12 protein-coding genes and 2 pseudogenes are annotated in these 13,410 nt (G+C 66.0%); 9 read left to right on the top strand and 5 right to left on the bottom strand.

Going from position 1 to position 13,410, the window contains the following annotated elements:
• The first annotated feature begins 33 nt into the window (after window positions 1-33).
• Window positions 34-1,299, top strand: a complete 1,266-nt coding sequence (locus H1B27_RS22080) for a D-amino acid dehydrogenase (RefSeq protein WP_197967507.1) — start codon at window positions 34-36, stop codon at window positions 1,297-1,299.
• A gap of 154 nt (window positions 1,300-1,453) precedes the next feature.
• On the opposite strand, the gene H1B27_RS22075 is transcribed toward H1B27_RS22080, so the two are convergent.
• On the bottom strand, window positions 1,454-2,092 hold the full coding sequence (locus tag H1B27_RS22075) for a helix-turn-helix domain-containing protein (protein WP_197967506.1): 639 nt from the start codon (window positions 2,090-2,092) through the stop codon (window positions 1,454-1,456).
• Between the two features lie 179 nt (window positions 2,093-2,271).
• Here H1B27_RS22075 and H1B27_RS22070 point away from each other — a divergent pair, with 179 nt between their 5' ends.
• From H1B27_RS22070 to H1B27_RS22055, 4 genes and pseudogenes are all read left to right on the top strand, one after another.
• Window positions 2,272-3,030, top strand: a complete 759-nt coding sequence (locus H1B27_RS22070) for an ABC transporter substrate-binding protein (protein WP_061879415.1) — start codon at window positions 2,272-2,274, stop codon at window positions 3,028-3,030.
• A 24-nt stretch (window positions 3,031-3,054) separates the two neighbouring features.
• Window positions 3,055-3,708, top strand: coding sequence for an amino acid ABC transporter permease (locus H1B27_RS22065; protein ID WP_061879382.1), 654 nt, complete (start codon window positions 3,055-3,057; stop codon window positions 3,706-3,708).
• Window positions 3,705-4,418 (top strand): annotated as a pseudogene (locus H1B27_RS22060) (amino acid ABC transporter ATP-binding protein); the annotation flags it as partial. The gene H1B27_RS22065 and the pseudogene H1B27_RS22060, both read left to right, overlap by 4 nt.
• Window positions 4,419-5,594: pseudogene (locus H1B27_RS22055) on the top strand (NAD(P)/FAD-dependent oxidoreductase); the annotation flags it as partial.
• 51 nt (window positions 5,595-5,645) lie between these two features.
• Here the strand turns inward: H1B27_RS22055 and H1B27_RS22050 are convergent.
• Complete coding sequence (locus H1B27_RS22050; protein ID WP_197967505.1) at window positions 5,646-5,876, bottom strand: hypothetical protein; 231 nt, start codon at window positions 5,874-5,876, stop codon at window positions 5,646-5,648.
• Window positions 5,877-6,032: 156 nt separating this feature from the next.
• Window positions 6,033-7,622: a gamma-glutamyltransferase family protein gene (locus tag H1B27_RS22045; RefSeq protein ID WP_197967504.1), complete on the bottom strand. Its 1,590-nt coding sequence runs from the start codon at window positions 7,620-7,622 to the stop codon at window positions 6,033-6,035.
• A 104-nt stretch (window positions 7,623-7,726) separates the two neighbouring features.
• On the opposite strand from H1B27_RS22045, the gene H1B27_RS22040 reads away from it, so the two are divergent.
• Window positions 7,727-8,500, top strand: a complete 774-nt coding sequence (locus tag H1B27_RS22040) for an enoyl-CoA hydratase-related protein (RefSeq protein WP_197967503.1) — start codon at window positions 7,727-7,729, stop codon at window positions 8,498-8,500.
• A gap of 143 nt (window positions 8,501-8,643) precedes the next feature.
• Here H1B27_RS22040 and H1B27_RS22035 read toward each other — a convergent pair whose 3' ends face one another.
• Entirely contained in the window at window positions 8,644-8,820 is a 177-nt protein-coding gene (locus H1B27_RS22035; protein WP_197967502.1) for a hypothetical protein, read from the bottom strand.
• A 9-nt stretch (window positions 8,821-8,829) separates the two neighbouring features.
• The gene (locus H1B27_RS22030; protein WP_061879376.1) at window positions 8,830-9,063 is read right to left on the bottom strand and encodes a DUF6894 family protein; all 234 of its coding nucleotides are present in this window, start codon (window positions 9,061-9,063) and stop codon (window positions 8,830-8,832) included.
• A gap of 204 nt (window positions 9,064-9,267) precedes the next feature.
• Between H1B27_RS22030 and H1B27_RS22025 the strand changes: the two genes are divergently transcribed.
• The 3 genes from H1B27_RS22025 (at window position 9,268) to H1B27_RS22015 (ending at window position 13,396) form a co-directional block, all read left to right on the top strand.
• Entirely contained in the window at window positions 9,268-11,340 is a 2,073-nt protein-coding gene (locus H1B27_RS22025; RefSeq protein ID WP_197967501.1) for a PQQ-dependent sugar dehydrogenase, read from the top strand.
• Window positions 11,297-12,238, top strand: coding sequence for an SMP-30/gluconolactonase/LRE family protein (locus tag H1B27_RS22020; protein ID WP_197967500.1), 942 nt, complete (start codon window positions 11,297-11,299; stop codon window positions 12,236-12,238). The genes H1B27_RS22025 and H1B27_RS22020 overlap by 44 nt, the downstream gene beginning before the upstream one ends.
• Before the next feature lie 132 nt (window positions 12,239-12,370).
• Entirely contained in the window at window positions 12,371-13,396 is a 1,026-nt protein-coding gene (locus H1B27_RS22015) for a histone deacetylase family protein (protein ID WP_197967499.1), read from the top strand.
• Window positions 13,397-13,410 lie beyond the last annotated feature (14 nt).

Below are 13,410 nucleotides of genomic sequence, written 5' to 3'. Positions count from 1 at the left end.
GGCGAGCGTGATGCCGCGGGAGTTTGACGAAGCGTGAAAGTTCTGATCCTCGGCAGCGGTGTCATCGGTGTCACCTCTGCCTACTACCTCGCTCGTGCCGGCCATGACGTGACGGTCGTCGACCGCCAGCCGGAGCCGGCACTGGAGACCTCTTTCGCCAATGCCGGCGAGGTGTCGCCCGGCTATTCCTCGCCCTGGGCCGGCCCCGGTGTGCCGGTGAAGGCGGTCAAGTGGCTCTTGATGAAGCACGGCCCGCTGGTGATCCGCCCGAAGCTCGATCCCGTGATGTGGGTCTGGCTGCTCAAGATGCTGCGCAACTGCACCAGCGAGCGCTACGCGGTCAACAAGAGCCGGATGATTCCGATCGCGGAATACAGCCGCGATTGCCTGCGCGACCTGCGCCGCGACATCGGCATCCAATATGACGATCGCGCGCAGGGCACGCTCCAGCTGTTCCGTTACCAGGCGCAGCTCGACGGCACCGACGAGGACATCGCGGTGCTCAAGCAGTACGGCGTGCCCTTCGAGGTGCTGAGCCGTGAGGGCTGCATTGCTGTCGAGCCGGCGCTCGGCGGCGTGAAGGAGAAGTTCGTCGGCGGCCTTCGCCTGCCGCAGGACGAGACCGGCGACTGTCACATGTTCACGCAGTCGCTTGCCAAGCATGCCCAGGCGCTCGGCGTGCGCTTCCTGTTCAACACCGGCATCGATCGCATCGACACCGAGGGCGCCCGCGTCAGCGGCGTCGCGACCAGCGCCGGCCTGTTGCAGGCGGACGCTTACGTGCTCGCGCTCGGCAGCTGGTCGTCGCGGCTGGCAGCCCCGCTCGGCATCTCGCTGCCGGTCTATCCGGTTAAGGGCTATTCGATCACGGTGCCGATCAAGGACGCCTCCGGCGCGCCGGAATCGACCGTGATGGACGAGAGCTACAAGGTCGCGATCACGCGCCTCGGCGATCGCATCCGCGTCGGCGGCACCGCCGAAATCTCGGGCTTCTCGGACAAGCTTTATGACGCGCGCCGCGCCACGCTCGATCATTCCCTGACCGACCTGTTCCCGCGCGGCGGCGATCTCGCCAAGGCGACGTTCTGGAGCGGCCTGCGCCCGATGACGCCGGACGGCCCGCCCGTGATCGGCCCGACCCAATACGCCAATCTCCACCTCAACACCGGCCACGGCACGCTGGGCTGGACCATGTCCTGCGGCTCTGGGCGCGTGCTCGCCGACATGCTGTCGGGCAGGAAGCCTGAGATCGACGTCAGTGCGCTGACGGTGGAGCGGTACAAGCACCGGTTCGGGTAATTTCTTCGCCTCTCCCCGCGTGCGGGGAGAGGCCGGAATTTGCGCAGCAAATTCCGGGTGAGGGGGAGCCTTCGCGAGTCCCGCTGTTCCGTCTTTGCGGAAGCGGCCCCTCACCCCAACCCTCTCCCCGTAAGAACGGGGAGAGGGAGAGAAGTCACCCCGCCCCCGTCACGCAATTCACCCACAGCACCACGGCCTTCGCATCGTTCGCCGGATTCGAAAACCGGTGCGGCCTTCGGCTCGCGAAGCGAAAACTGTCGCCCGTCTTCAGCGACCAGGTCTCGCTGTCGACCGTCAGCATCATCTCGCCTTCGAGCACGAGTCCGGCCTCTTCACCATCATGGGTGTAGAGCTCATCGCCGGTGGAGCCGCCGGGCTCCAGATGCACCAGGAACAAGTTGAGCTTGTTGTCGCTACTCGCCGGGCTCAGCAGCTGTTTTGATACGCCGGTGCGCCAGAGCTTGAGCTCCGGGCGCTGCGGGCCGCGCGTGACCACCTGGTCGGAGCCGCCGTCGGCGCCCGGGCTCGCGCCGAACAGCGCGGCGATGCCGACGCCGAGCACGTCGGCGAGCGTTGCCAGCACGCGCAGCGACGGCGACGACAGCCCGCGCTCGATCTGGCTGAGGAAGCCGATCGACAGGTCCGTCCGCGCGGCGACCGTCTCCAGCGAGAATTGCCTGATCCGCCTGAGATCCCTGATGCGGCGGCCGACGGCGACGTCCATCGCCGGCTCGGCCGGCTTGGCGACGGCCTTCACCTTGTTAGCCGGCTTTGCGGCGGCCGGTTTGCGCATTCTTTTGCCACCGCTCACGTCAAACCGCTTCCTTCATGTGCATGAAAACCGCTTGCATCGTTCGTGAAAGTATGACCAAATTTTCATATTGGTGAAAATAGGCCGAAATGGCTTGGCTCGCAACGTCTGATCACGACATGCGCGAGCGCCGCTACCGGCCGGGCCCAAAGGGGGATGCGATGAAGCGTTTTGGTCTGGCCGCGATCGCGGCACTCGCAATTGCAGCCGTGGTGCCGGCTTCGGCGCAACAGGTGCTGAAGGTCGGCTCGACGCCGACGGGCATTCCCTTCACCTTCCTCGACACCAAGACCAACACCATCCAGGGCATCATGGTCGATCTCATCACCGAGGTCGGCAAGGATGCCGGGTTCAACGTGCAGATCGAACCGATGCAGTTCTCGGCCCTGATCCCGTCGCTGACCTCGAGCAAGATCGACATCATTGCGGCTGCGATGTTCATCACGCCGCCGCGCAAGGAGGTCGTCGACTTCTCCGACCCGATCTACAGCTACGGCGAAGGCCTCGTGGTGCCGAAGACCGACACCAAGGCCTACGCCACGCAGGAGGATCTGAAAGGCACGACGGTCGGCGCCCAGGTCGGCACCGCCTTCGTCGACGCGCTGAAAAAATCCGGCCTGTTTGCCGAGGTGAAGGCTTACGACACCATCCCCGACATCCTGCGCGACGTGAACACCGGCCGCCTCAAGGCCGGCTACGCCGACTATCCGATCCTCGCCTACAATCTGAAGCAGGGCGGTTTCCCCGAGGTGCGCCTCGTCGACGGCTACAAGCCGGTCACAGTCGGCTCGGTCGGCATCGGCGTGCGCAAGGGCGAGAGCGCGTTGCTCGGCAAGATCAACGCCTCGCTGGCGAAGCTGAAAGCCAACGGTACCATCGACAAGATCCTGGATAAATGGGGCCTGAAGGCCCAGGGCTGATAACGGCTCACCGAAGGCTGCCCGATGAAAGGCTTCTGGCACGACGCCGTCGAGTTCTTCCCGATTCTGATGAACGGCGTCGCGCTGACGATCGTCGTCACGATCGGCTCGCTGCTGCTCTCGACGGTGCTCGGCCTCGTCTGGGCGATGATGCGCGTCTCCGGCATCAAGGCGCTGTCGATGCTCAGCGCCAGCCTGATCAACGTGATCCGCGGCATCCCGATCATCGTGCTGTTGTTCTACCTCTACTTCGTGATGCCCGATCTCGGCGTCACGCTGTCGGCCTTGCAGGCCGCGATCCTCGGGCTCGGCATCGCCTATTCGGCCTACCAGGCGGAAAACTTCCGCGCCGGCATCGAGGCGATCGACAAGGGCCAGATCGAGGCGGCGCAGTCGATCGGCATGGGCTGGTGGCTCACCATGCGCCGCGTGGTGCTGCCGCAGGCCGTGCGCATCGTTCTGCCGCCCTACGGCAACGTCATGATCATGATGCTCAAGGACTCTTCACAGGCCTCGACCATCACGGTGGCTGAGCTCGCGCTGCAAGGCAAGCTGATCGCCTCCTCGACCTTCAAGAACACCAGCGTTTTCACGCTGGTGGCGCTGATGTATCTCACCATGAGCATTCCGCTGATCCTGCTGGTCCGTCACTTCGAGAAGCGGGCCGGCAAGCGATGATCGAGCTGAGCGACGTCCACAAGAGCTTCGGCAAGGTCGAGGTGCTCAAGGGCATCACGGCCTCCGTCCAGAAGGGCGAGGTGGTCTGCATTATCGGCCCGTCCGGCTCCGGCAAGTCCACCATCCTGCGCTGCATCAACGGCCTCGAAAGCTACGACCGCGGCGAGATCAGCGTCGAGGGCCTCAAGGTCGACCGCGACGCGCCGTCGATCGTGGACATTCGTACCCAGGTCTCGATGGTGTTCCAGCGCTTCAATCTGTTCCCGCACCGCACGGCGCTGGAGAACGTGGTCGAGGGGCCGCTCTATGTGAAGAAAGAGTCGCGCGCGCAGGCGCTCAAGCGCGGCCGCACGCTGCTCGCCCAGGTCGGGCTCGCCGAGAAGGCCGATGCGCATCCGCCGCAGCTCTCCGGCGGCCAGCAGCAGCGCGTCGCGATCGCGCGGGCGCTCGCGATGCAGCCCAAGGCCATCCTGTTCGACGAGCCGACCTCGGCGCTCGACCCCGAGCTCGTCGGCGACGTGCTCGGCGTCATGCGCAAGCTCGCCGACGACGGCATGACCATGGTCGTGGTCACCCACGAGATGGGCTTTGCCCGCGACGTCGCCGACCGCGTGCTGTTCATCGACGGCGGAATCATCGTCGAGCAGGGGCCGGCCAAGGCGCTGCTCAACCAGCCCCAGCATCCGCGCACGCAGGACTTCCTGCGCCGCGGCGGCTACACCGGCCTCTCCACCGCGTTGCATCTCGCCGAGCAGGGCGTCGAGGCGCTGGTGCTGGAGGCGCAGGAGCCGGGCTGGGGTGCCTCCGGCAACAACGGCGGCCACACCAATCCCGGCTTGAAGCACGATCCCGATCAGATCGAGGCGCATTTCGGCCCCGAGCTCGGTCGCCGCATGATCGCGTTCGCCTACGGCACGACCAACTTCACGCACGACTTGATCCGCCGTTACCAGATCCCGTGCGAGGCGCGGCAGAGCGGCACGCTGCGCGCGGCTTACAATGAGAGCAGCGCCGCCGCGATCGAAAACACCGCGGAGCAATGCATCCGCCGCGGCATGCCGGTGACCTATCTGAACCGCGAGCAGTTGCGCGAGATGACCGGCACCGACCGCTACATTGGTGCCATGCTGGACACGCGCGGCGGCGATCTGCATCCCCTCAGCTACGCCCGTGGCCTTGCGCGCGCGGCGATCTCGGCGGGGGCGAAGGTTTTTGGTGAGACACCGGCGCTGTCGTTGCGCCGCGACGGCAATCGCTGGCGCATCGAGACGCCGCGCGCGGTCGTGCATGCGGATAAAGTCCTGCTCGCCACCAACGGTTTCACCGACGATCTCTGGCCAGCGCTCCGCCGCACCATCGTGCCGGTGTTCTCCTCGATCGCTGCCACCGCGCCGCTCTCCGACGCGGTCGCCCGTTCGATCATGCCGACCCGTCCCGTGCTCTACGAGAGCGGCCACATCACCGTCTACTACCGCATCGATCAGCAGAACCGTCTGTTGATGGGCGGCCGCGGCCCGATGCGCTGGATCAAGTCGCCGCATGACGTCGCCTATCTCATGCGTTATGCGGAGCGGCTCTGGCCGCAGCTCAAGGGCGTCGCCTGGACCCATGGCTGGAACAGCCGGCTCGCCATCACCGGGGATCACTATCCGCATGTGCACGAGCCCGCGGAGAACATCCTGATCTCGCTCGGCTGCAACGGCCGCGGCGTCGCGCTCTCGACCGCGATGGGCGCGCAGCTCGCCCGCCGTCTGATCGGCGGCGCCAAGGTGGAGATCGACATGCCTATATCAGGCATCAAGCCGATCCCGCTGCACGCGTTCTGGCCGGTCGGCGTGACGACCGCCGTGATTGCGGGCCGCGTGCGGGACCGACTCGGCATATGAAAAAGGCGCCGCCTTGTGCGGGCGGCGCCTTCTCAGGAATTGCAGATGGCGTCAGCAGCGGCCCTGCTTCCACAGTCCGGGCGGGCAGCCGTGACCGCGCCAGCCGACCTTGCGCCCATGGTACCATCCGGGCGGCGTGCCATGGTAATGATGGCCCATCGCGTGGCCATGGCCATGACCATGGCCGTGTCCGCCGCCGTGGCCGCCCTTGGCCAACGCGGGGCTGGTGAGTGTGAGGCCAGCCGCAACGATCAGCGACGCGGCGAGCGCAAGTTTCTTCATTGTGTCCTCCAGTGGGCGAGCGCACTTGTCCGTTCAACGAACGAACGATGTGCAGCCAAATTCCCTGCAAATGTGGAGGAGTCGTGACGCTCGCGCAGATGCGCAAGCGCGCATCGGCTCAACGCGTGCTGGCATCATCTCGCAGCGATGCGTTCCTCAGCCTTCCGCCACCGCATCGGCCCAGGGCTGGAAGATCTCGACCGCGCCGGAATTCGTGTCGCCCTCGCGCATCACCACGCTCGGGCAAGCGAATTTCTGCGGCAACGCCTGCACGCGGCTCTCTTCATAGTCGAAGCGCGCGGCCAGCGCCTTTCGCACCTCCGCCGGCAGGCGGGCGTCGCCGATCACCACCGCGCCCTCGCTCGCATCGATGCGCGGCTGGTGGATGGCGGCATCGAGGTCCATGCCGAAATCCATCGCAAAGGAGACGAGCTGCGTCACCGCCGGAAGGATGCGGCGGCCGCCGGAGGCGCCGACCGCGAGCCGCTTGCCATCCTTCGTCTCCGCGATAACAGGCGTGTAGTTGCAGAGGCAGCGCTTGCCGGGCGCGAGCGAGTTGGTCGTACCCGGCGTCGGGTCGAACCACATGATGCCGTTGTTCATGGCGATGCCGGTGTGCGGCGTGACGTATCTCGAGCCGAACGACGAGAGCAGCGTCTGCGTCACCGCCGCGATGTTGCCGTGGCGGTCGACCACGGAGAAATGCGTGGTGCAGGCGGGCGCGAGATATTCGGCACCGAGCGAGCGCTTGCCGTCGGCATCGCCCATGTCCTTGAGCCGCTCGCGGAAGGCAGCCTGCAAGGCGAGCGCATATTCGACATAGGCGGCCGCGTCCGGCGTGCCTGCCGGCTTCAAATTCTGCTGCAGCAGGCGTAGCGCATGCGCCATGGTCGGGCCGGCCGTGAGCTCCGGAGTCGCAAACACCTTGCCGCCGCGATACGGGATCGCCAGCGGCTCGCGCAAATGCGCGCGGAAGGCGGCGAGGTCCTCGACCGACAGCGAACCGCCGTCAGCCTTGATGTCGGAGGCGATGCTCCTGGCGAGATCGCCTTGGTAGAAATCGCGCGGTCCGGCCTCGGCGAGATGCGACAGCGTTGCCTTCAGCGTGTCCTGCGGCAGCCGCGTCTCGGCCTTGATACCCCATGGCGCGCTCGGTGGCAGCCCGTCCTTCAGGAACGCCGCTGCGCTGGCAGGATAGCGCCTGAGATCAGCGGCCGAGCCCGAGATCGTCACCGTGGTCCACCAATCGACCAGCAGGCCTTCGCCGGCGAGGCTGGCTGCCGGCGCGACCAGATCCTTCCACGGCATTCTGGCGTAGCGGCGATGCGCCTCTTCCATCCCGGCGACGACGCCAGGCACGGCGATCGAACCGGGACCGTGGATGTTGCGATCGTCCTTCACCCGCGGCCAGGGGAAGAGATCGGAGGCTGCGCCTTCGCCGCTGAGCGGGTAGTCGGCAGCACGCAGACTCTGTGGCGCGCACATGCCGTAGTCGATCACCTCAGTGCGATTTTCCTTGGCGCGGTAGAGCACCATCGCACCGCCGCCGCCGATGCCGCTGTTCCAGGGCTCCAGCACGTTCAGCGCCATGGTGGTTGCCACGATCGCGTCCACGCAGTCGCCGCCCGCCGCCAGCACTTCGGCGCCGACCTCGGCCGCTCGCCGCGATTGCGAGGCGACGATGCCGCCCTTGGATCTGACGGCGGGCTTGCGGACGGTTTGGTTGAGGCTGAACTGGTGAGGCATGATGTCGTCTTGTGTGCTGCGTTGAGATCGAGGCTCCGCAATTGGCGGAGCGCGCGGACCATGGCACATTGCGGAGAACGAGAACATCAAAAGGGAGGAGCGACATGGCTGGTGTGAAACAGGCGCGGGATGGCGCGGTCGGGATCTTGACCCTCGACGAGCCGGCGAGCCTGAACGCAATGACGCCGGACCTGCTCGGCGCGCTCGCCGCCGCCCTCGCCGAGATGACGACGAACGAGGACGTCCGCGCCCTCATCCTGACCGGGGCCGGGCGCGGCTTCTGCTCGGGCCAGAACCTGAAGGCATCGGAGGCGCTCGGCGAGGATATCGCCGCCGGCGTCATGCGCTTCTACTGGCCGGCCTTCAAGGCCTTGCGCGAGTGCGGCGTGCCCGTCGTGGTCGCCGTCAATGGCGTGGCGGCCGGCGGCGGCTTCAGTCTGGCGATGGCTGGCGACATGATCGTCGCGGCGCGGTCGGCAAGCTTCATCCAGGTGTTCAGCCGCATCGCGCTGGTGCCCGATCTCGGCTCGACCTGGCTGCTGCCGCGGCTGGTCGGCCGGCAGCGCGCGCTCGAGCTGATGCTGCTGAACGAGCCGCTGACGGCGGAACGTGCGCAGGAGATCGGCCTGGTGCGGAAGGTCGTCGACGATGCCAAGCTGATGGAGGAGGCGCTGACGCTGGCAGGCCGTCTGGCTGATGGTCCGACGCGCGCCTTGGTGGCAACGCGCGCGCTGATCGAGGAGAGCGAGCATGCGACCTACGAGGCGCAGTTCCGCCGCGAGATCGAGCTCCAGGCCACGATCCGCAAGAGCGCGGACGCCATCGAAGGCCGCAATGCCTTCATCGAGAAGCGCAAGGCGAGGTTTACGGGGCGGTGAGGTGCGGGGCTGCTCCCCAATCTCGTCATGCCCGGGCTTGACCCGGGCATCCACGTCTTCGCATCCCCAGAACGTGGATGGCCGGGACAGGCCCGGCCATGACGAAAAATACAGATGTGTGAAAAAGCGCCGAAAGCGCCGCCTCAGCGCATGCGGTCCAGCCGGCTCGCCGGATGCTTGGCGTGCCATTTCGGGCCAGGCCCGCGCATGTAGTGCAGCTCGGGGCGGTAGGGGTTGCCCGCGACCCGGATCAGCGTCTGCCATTTGGTGGCGACGAAGGTCAGGGGCTGGCGGAGCAGGTTCAGTGACGACAGCAACATGGCATCACCTCAATGCGGCTTGCCGAGGATGGCGGTGAACGGGAGATCGAAAATCTCCTCGCCGTCATCGTCGCTGACGTGAATCACCCAGTCGCGCCAATCTTCGCTGCTCGGCGTCAGGATCATCGACCGCATGATCTGGGCGGCATGGTCGCGGGCCTCGGTGAGATTGGACACGGCGGCGCCGGAGCGGTCGATCAGCGTGCCCTCGGTATTGGAGCAGTGGAAATAGACCTGGACCATGTGCGCCTCCTGTAGAAAGCGATCGGGATGGCATATCGATACCAGCCCAGGCATTTGCGAAACATTCGGGTCGAGCCCGGTAAGGGAATCTACGGAGATTGGTCGCTGCGGAAGCCGCTACAGGTTTTATCACAGGCGGGTGATGATCAACTGGACGGTGTTCCGGCGACATGGAACAAAGTTTTCCGGGAAGGTCGGGGCACCGTGAAGCAGTTCACATTCCTGAGCGAACGCCGAAGCCTGCGCGTGTTTGCGGCGGTCGTCGCCGGCGCGCTGCTCGCCTTCGCCCCGGCTTCTTCCGAGCCGGTCAGAAAGAGCGGCTATGCGATCGGCACGGACGTTTGCGGCAGCGGCGATCTCGCTTTTCCCAGGATTCAGATCGACATGAAGGCGGGATTCTGCGCCGGGCTCGTCGCCAGCGAGGAGGATCATCTCGAATTTCCGCGTTCGATCGTCCAGGTGCCCGGCCGCGACCTGTTCGTCGTGGCCGACATGGGCGGCTGGGGTCACGCCGATGGACGACTGCTGCTGCTCGACCCGCACGCGCCACAGGGGCGGCGTTTCAAGGAGCTGCTGACCGGAATCGAGTATCCGTTCGGCCTCGTCATCGGCCCGGAGAAGAAGCTCTATGCCTCGACTCCGGAGGCGATCTTCCGGTTCGATCCGCTTGCGGACAATCCGCGGAGCACGGTGGAGACCATCATCCGTCACCTGCCCGGCCGGCGGATCAGGCTGCCGGATGGCACCAGGCTCGACGAGAGCGCGCATCCGCTCAAGCAGTTCGTGTTCGATCGCGACGGCCGGCTGTTCGTCAATGTCGGCTCGCACAGCGACGACTGCGTCACGCCGGCGCCGATCACAAAACCCTGTGCGGCGGCCGAGGGCGCGTCGGCGCTGGCCTCGATCTGGCTGTTCGCGCCGCCGGCGGGCGGTGTGTTTCCGGCCTTGAAGCCTGGCGATCCCGACCCGCCGCACACCGTCTATGCGCGCGGCCTGCGCAATTCGATGGCGCTGGCGCTGCACCCGATGTTTCCGGACGCCGGCTACGCCTTCCTGCAGGGCGAGAACGGTCGCGATCTGCCTGACATCTTCAAGCCGAACGAGGAGATCAACGCGATCGAGCAGGGCCGGCACTATGGCTGGCCCTATTGCTACGACCTGTCGACGCCGAGTCCCGAATTCAGGCGAGTGCTGCAATCGGGGATTTACAAATCGCTCTGCACGGCCAATGCGCTCTACAAGGCGCCGTTCTCGCTGCTGCCGCCGCACGGCGCGCCGCTCGCGATGCTGTACTATCACGGCGGCAAATTCCCGGAACTCGAAGGCAAGCTGCTGGTCGGCCTGCACGGCTATCGCCCGACCGGCAGCCGCCTGCTCGTCTATGACGTCGACGATCACGGCTTCCCCAAACCTGCCCCGGCGCCGGTGCGCTATCACGTCAGTTGCGCCGCCGACCCGACCCGCAGCTTCCAGACCGATGTCGGCGAAGTCGCTGCCGCGCCGTTCGAGGAGCTGATTGCAGGCTGGCACCGCGTCAATGGCGCCCGGCCGCAAGGTGCGCCCGTCGGCATGACGGTCGCCGAGGACGGCGCGATCTGGCTGGTCGAAGACAAGAACAAGACCGTGATCCGGATCGATCGCGCCACGGGCGATGCGCCTCAGCCGCTACCCTGCGACATGCGCAGCCAGCCCATGATCGACCAGCTCGCGGCCTTCGTCGCCAGGGACACGCAGAACAGCGCCCGGCTCACCACGCTGCGCAAGGGCCTCGTCGAGAAGCATTGTGTCGGCTGTCACGCGGATTTCGGCCTGGCGCCGGGTCAATCGGAGACGGAGAAGGACGGGGCCGTGCTGCGCTTCATGCTGTCGCAAGACGGCTGGATCTATCCGGGCGATCCCGACGCCGGCAAGCTGCGCACGCGCCTGCGCGGCCTTGGCGCGGAGAAGCTGATGCCGCCGGGCGGCGAGAGCCTGCCGAAGACCGAGCCCGGCTACAAACGTCTGCTGGATGCGGCGGATCTGCTCGTCGCGAACATGGTTCCGGGCACGCGGATGCGGATCAAGTCGGGTCCGCCGCAGCGTAAGTTCTACGGCAGGACGAACAAGGAATGCGGCGAAATACCGGCCGCCAAGGTCGTTGTCGTGACACAAAGGAGCGCTGTAGACAAACCCGGCTTCAGCCGATTCTTCCGGCCGGCCGATCCCTATCTGAACGGCGAGTGCACCGACGACGATGGCTATTACATCCGGCAGGAATTTCTGGTGCCTGTGCGGTAGCGTTGTTCTCGTCATTGCGACCGCGTCCGCCCGGGCCGAGACCAGGCTGTTCGAAAGCGTGCAGGTGACGCCTGCGGGAGAATACACGTTCGGCATCGAAGGGCCCGCCGCCGACATCGACGGCAACCTCTTCGTGGTCAATCTCGGCAAGCCCGGCACCATCGGCAGGCTGCCGGCCGGCCGCGCGGCGTCGGAGCCGTTCACGGTGCTCCCCGAAGGCAGTGTCGGCAACGCCATCCGCTTCGATCGGAACGGCACCATGTTCGTTGCCGACTACAAGAAGCACAATATCTTCGCGATCCCGAAGGGCGCGACCAAACCGGCCGTCTGGTTTCACTCCGAGGAGATGAACCAGCCCAACGACATCACCATCGCCCGCGACGGCACGATCTATGCGAGCGATCCGAACTGGAAGGGCCGCGAAGGATACGTCTGGCGCATCGCGAAGGGAGCCGACGGCACGGTGCAGGGCCAGGTCATGGCTGCGCCGCGCGCGATGGGCACCACCAACGGCATCGATCTCAGTCCGGACGGCAAGACGCTCTATGTCGGCGAATCCAGCAGCGGTCAGATCTGGTCCTATGCGATCAGCGGCAACGAGCTGACGGCTGCAAAACTCGTCAAGTCGTTTCAGCCCGACACCGTCGACGGTCTGCGCACCGACGTTGCCGGCCGTCTCTATGTCGCGCGCATTCTCAAGGGCACGATCGCGCTGATGAAGCCCAGTGGCGCCGTCGAGCGGGAGATCGCGCTGAAGGGCAAGGAGCCGACCAACCTCGCCTTCGGCGGCAGCGACGGCAAGACCGTCTTTGTCACCCAGCGCCAGGGTGGTTACATCGAGTCCTTCCGCACCGACCAGCAGGGGCGCGAGCACTGCCTCCAGCGCGGGCGTTGCTGAGCGTCACGGGCGATCTGCTTCCGGCGCAGAGCCGCGTGATGGGTGCGGCATTCTTCTTGCTTGCATCGGGCGGTCGCAGGCATCAAGACATCTGTGGCACCCCTCAAGAGCATGCGACCACGGAGTGTTTGAGTGAAAGCCGTCCATACCGAACTGCACCGCAGCCACGATCCGCAATTCTTCCTGGTTCGCGGTGTCGTCAAGCGCACCACCGAGCAGCCCGAGCGTGCCGACCGCCTGCTCAAGGGATTGAAGGACGGAAAGCATCAACTGGTCGAGCCGACCAGGTTCGGGCAGGGGCCGCGCGCGCGCATTCACAGTCCGGAATATCTGTCGTTCCTGAGCGAAGCCTGGGACGCCTGGACGGCGCTCGGCGATTCCGGTCCGGAGATGATCGGCAACATCCATCCGGTGCGCCATGCCGCAACCTATCCCACCCACATCGTCGGCAAGCTCGGCTGGCACACTGCCGACACCGCGGCGCCGATCGGGCCGGGCACATGGGCGGCCGCCTGTGCCGCGACCGATGTCGCAGTCACCGCCGCGCAGATGGTGATGGACGGCGAGGACGCGACCTACGCGCTGTGCCGTCCGCCCGGCCATCACGCCTATCGCGACATGGCCGGCGGCTTCTGCTTTCTCAACAACAGCGCGATCGCCGCCGCGCATCTGCGGCTCAAGCACGAGCGCGTCGTGATCCTCGACGTCGACGTTCATCACGGCAACGGCACGCAAGGCATCTTTTATGCCCGGCCCGACGTCTACACGATCTCGATCCATGCCGATCCGACCGCCTATTACCCCTTCGTGTGGGGTTATGCGCATGAGCGCGGCGAAGGCCCCGGTCTCGGCACCAATCTCAACATTCCGCTGGCCATCGGCACCGGCGATGACGGCTACATCCAGGCGCTGGACCTCGCGCGCAAGGCGATCGAGTCGTTTGCGCCGGGCGCCCTCGTCATCGCGCTCGGTCTCGATGCCTCCGAGCACGATCCACTGAAGGGATTGGCCGTCACCACGCCCGGCTTCCGCCGCATCGGCCAGGCCATCGCGAAAATGGGCCTGCCGACCGTGTTCGTGCAGGAGGGCGGTTATCTCTCGGATATCCTCGGCGCGAACCTGACCTCGGTGCTGGCAGGATTCGAAGAAGCAAGGTGAGGTCTCTTTCGCCT

It is taken from the genome of Bradyrhizobium diversitatis (assembly GCF_016031635.1).
GTDB classification, from domain to species: domain Bacteria; phylum Pseudomonadota; class Alphaproteobacteria; order Rhizobiales; family Xanthobacteraceae; genus Bradyrhizobium; species Bradyrhizobium diversitatis.
The sequence above is the reverse complement of the archived record's forward strand: the minus strand, read 5'-3'. Positions and strand labels throughout refer to the sequence as shown.

What these genes read in the sequence shown, in the direction of transcription:
- H1B27_RS22040 (WP_197967503.1), top strand. Translation starts at nt 7,727, where the DNA reads ATGGCTGGTGTGAAACAGGCGCGGGATGGCGCGGTCGGGATCTTGACC.
- H1B27_RS22045 (WP_197967504.1), bottom strand. Translation starts at nt 7,622, where the DNA reads ATGCCTCACCAGTTCAGCCTCAACCAAACCGTCCGCAAGCCCGCCGTC.
- H1B27_RS22050 (WP_197967505.1), bottom strand. Translation starts at nt 5,876, where the DNA reads ATGAAGAAACTTGCGCTCGCCGCGTCGCTGATCGTTGCGGCTGGCCTC.
- H1B27_RS22070 (WP_061879415.1), top strand. Translation starts at nt 2,272, where the DNA reads ATGAAGCGTTTTGGTCTGGCCGCGATCGCGGCACTCGCAATTGCAGCC.
- H1B27_RS22035 (WP_197967502.1), bottom strand. Translation starts at nt 8,820, where the DNA reads ATGTTGCTGTCGTCACTGAACCTGCTCCGCCAGCCCCTGACCTTCGTC.
- H1B27_RS22030 (WP_061879376.1), bottom strand. Translation starts at nt 9,063, where the DNA reads ATGGTCCAGGTCTATTTCCACTGCTCCAATACCGAGGGCACGCTGATC.
- H1B27_RS22020 (WP_197967500.1), top strand. Translation starts at nt 11,297, where the DNA reads ATGGCTATTACATCCGGCAGGAATTTCTGGTGCCTGTGCGGTAGCGTT.
- H1B27_RS22075 (WP_197967506.1), bottom strand. Translation starts at nt 2,092, where the DNA reads ATGCGCAAACCGGCCGCCGCAAAGCCGGCTAACAAGGTGAAGGCCGTC.
- H1B27_RS22065 (WP_061879382.1), top strand. Translation starts at nt 3,055, where the DNA reads ATGAAAGGCTTCTGGCACGACGCCGTCGAGTTCTTCCCGATTCTGATG.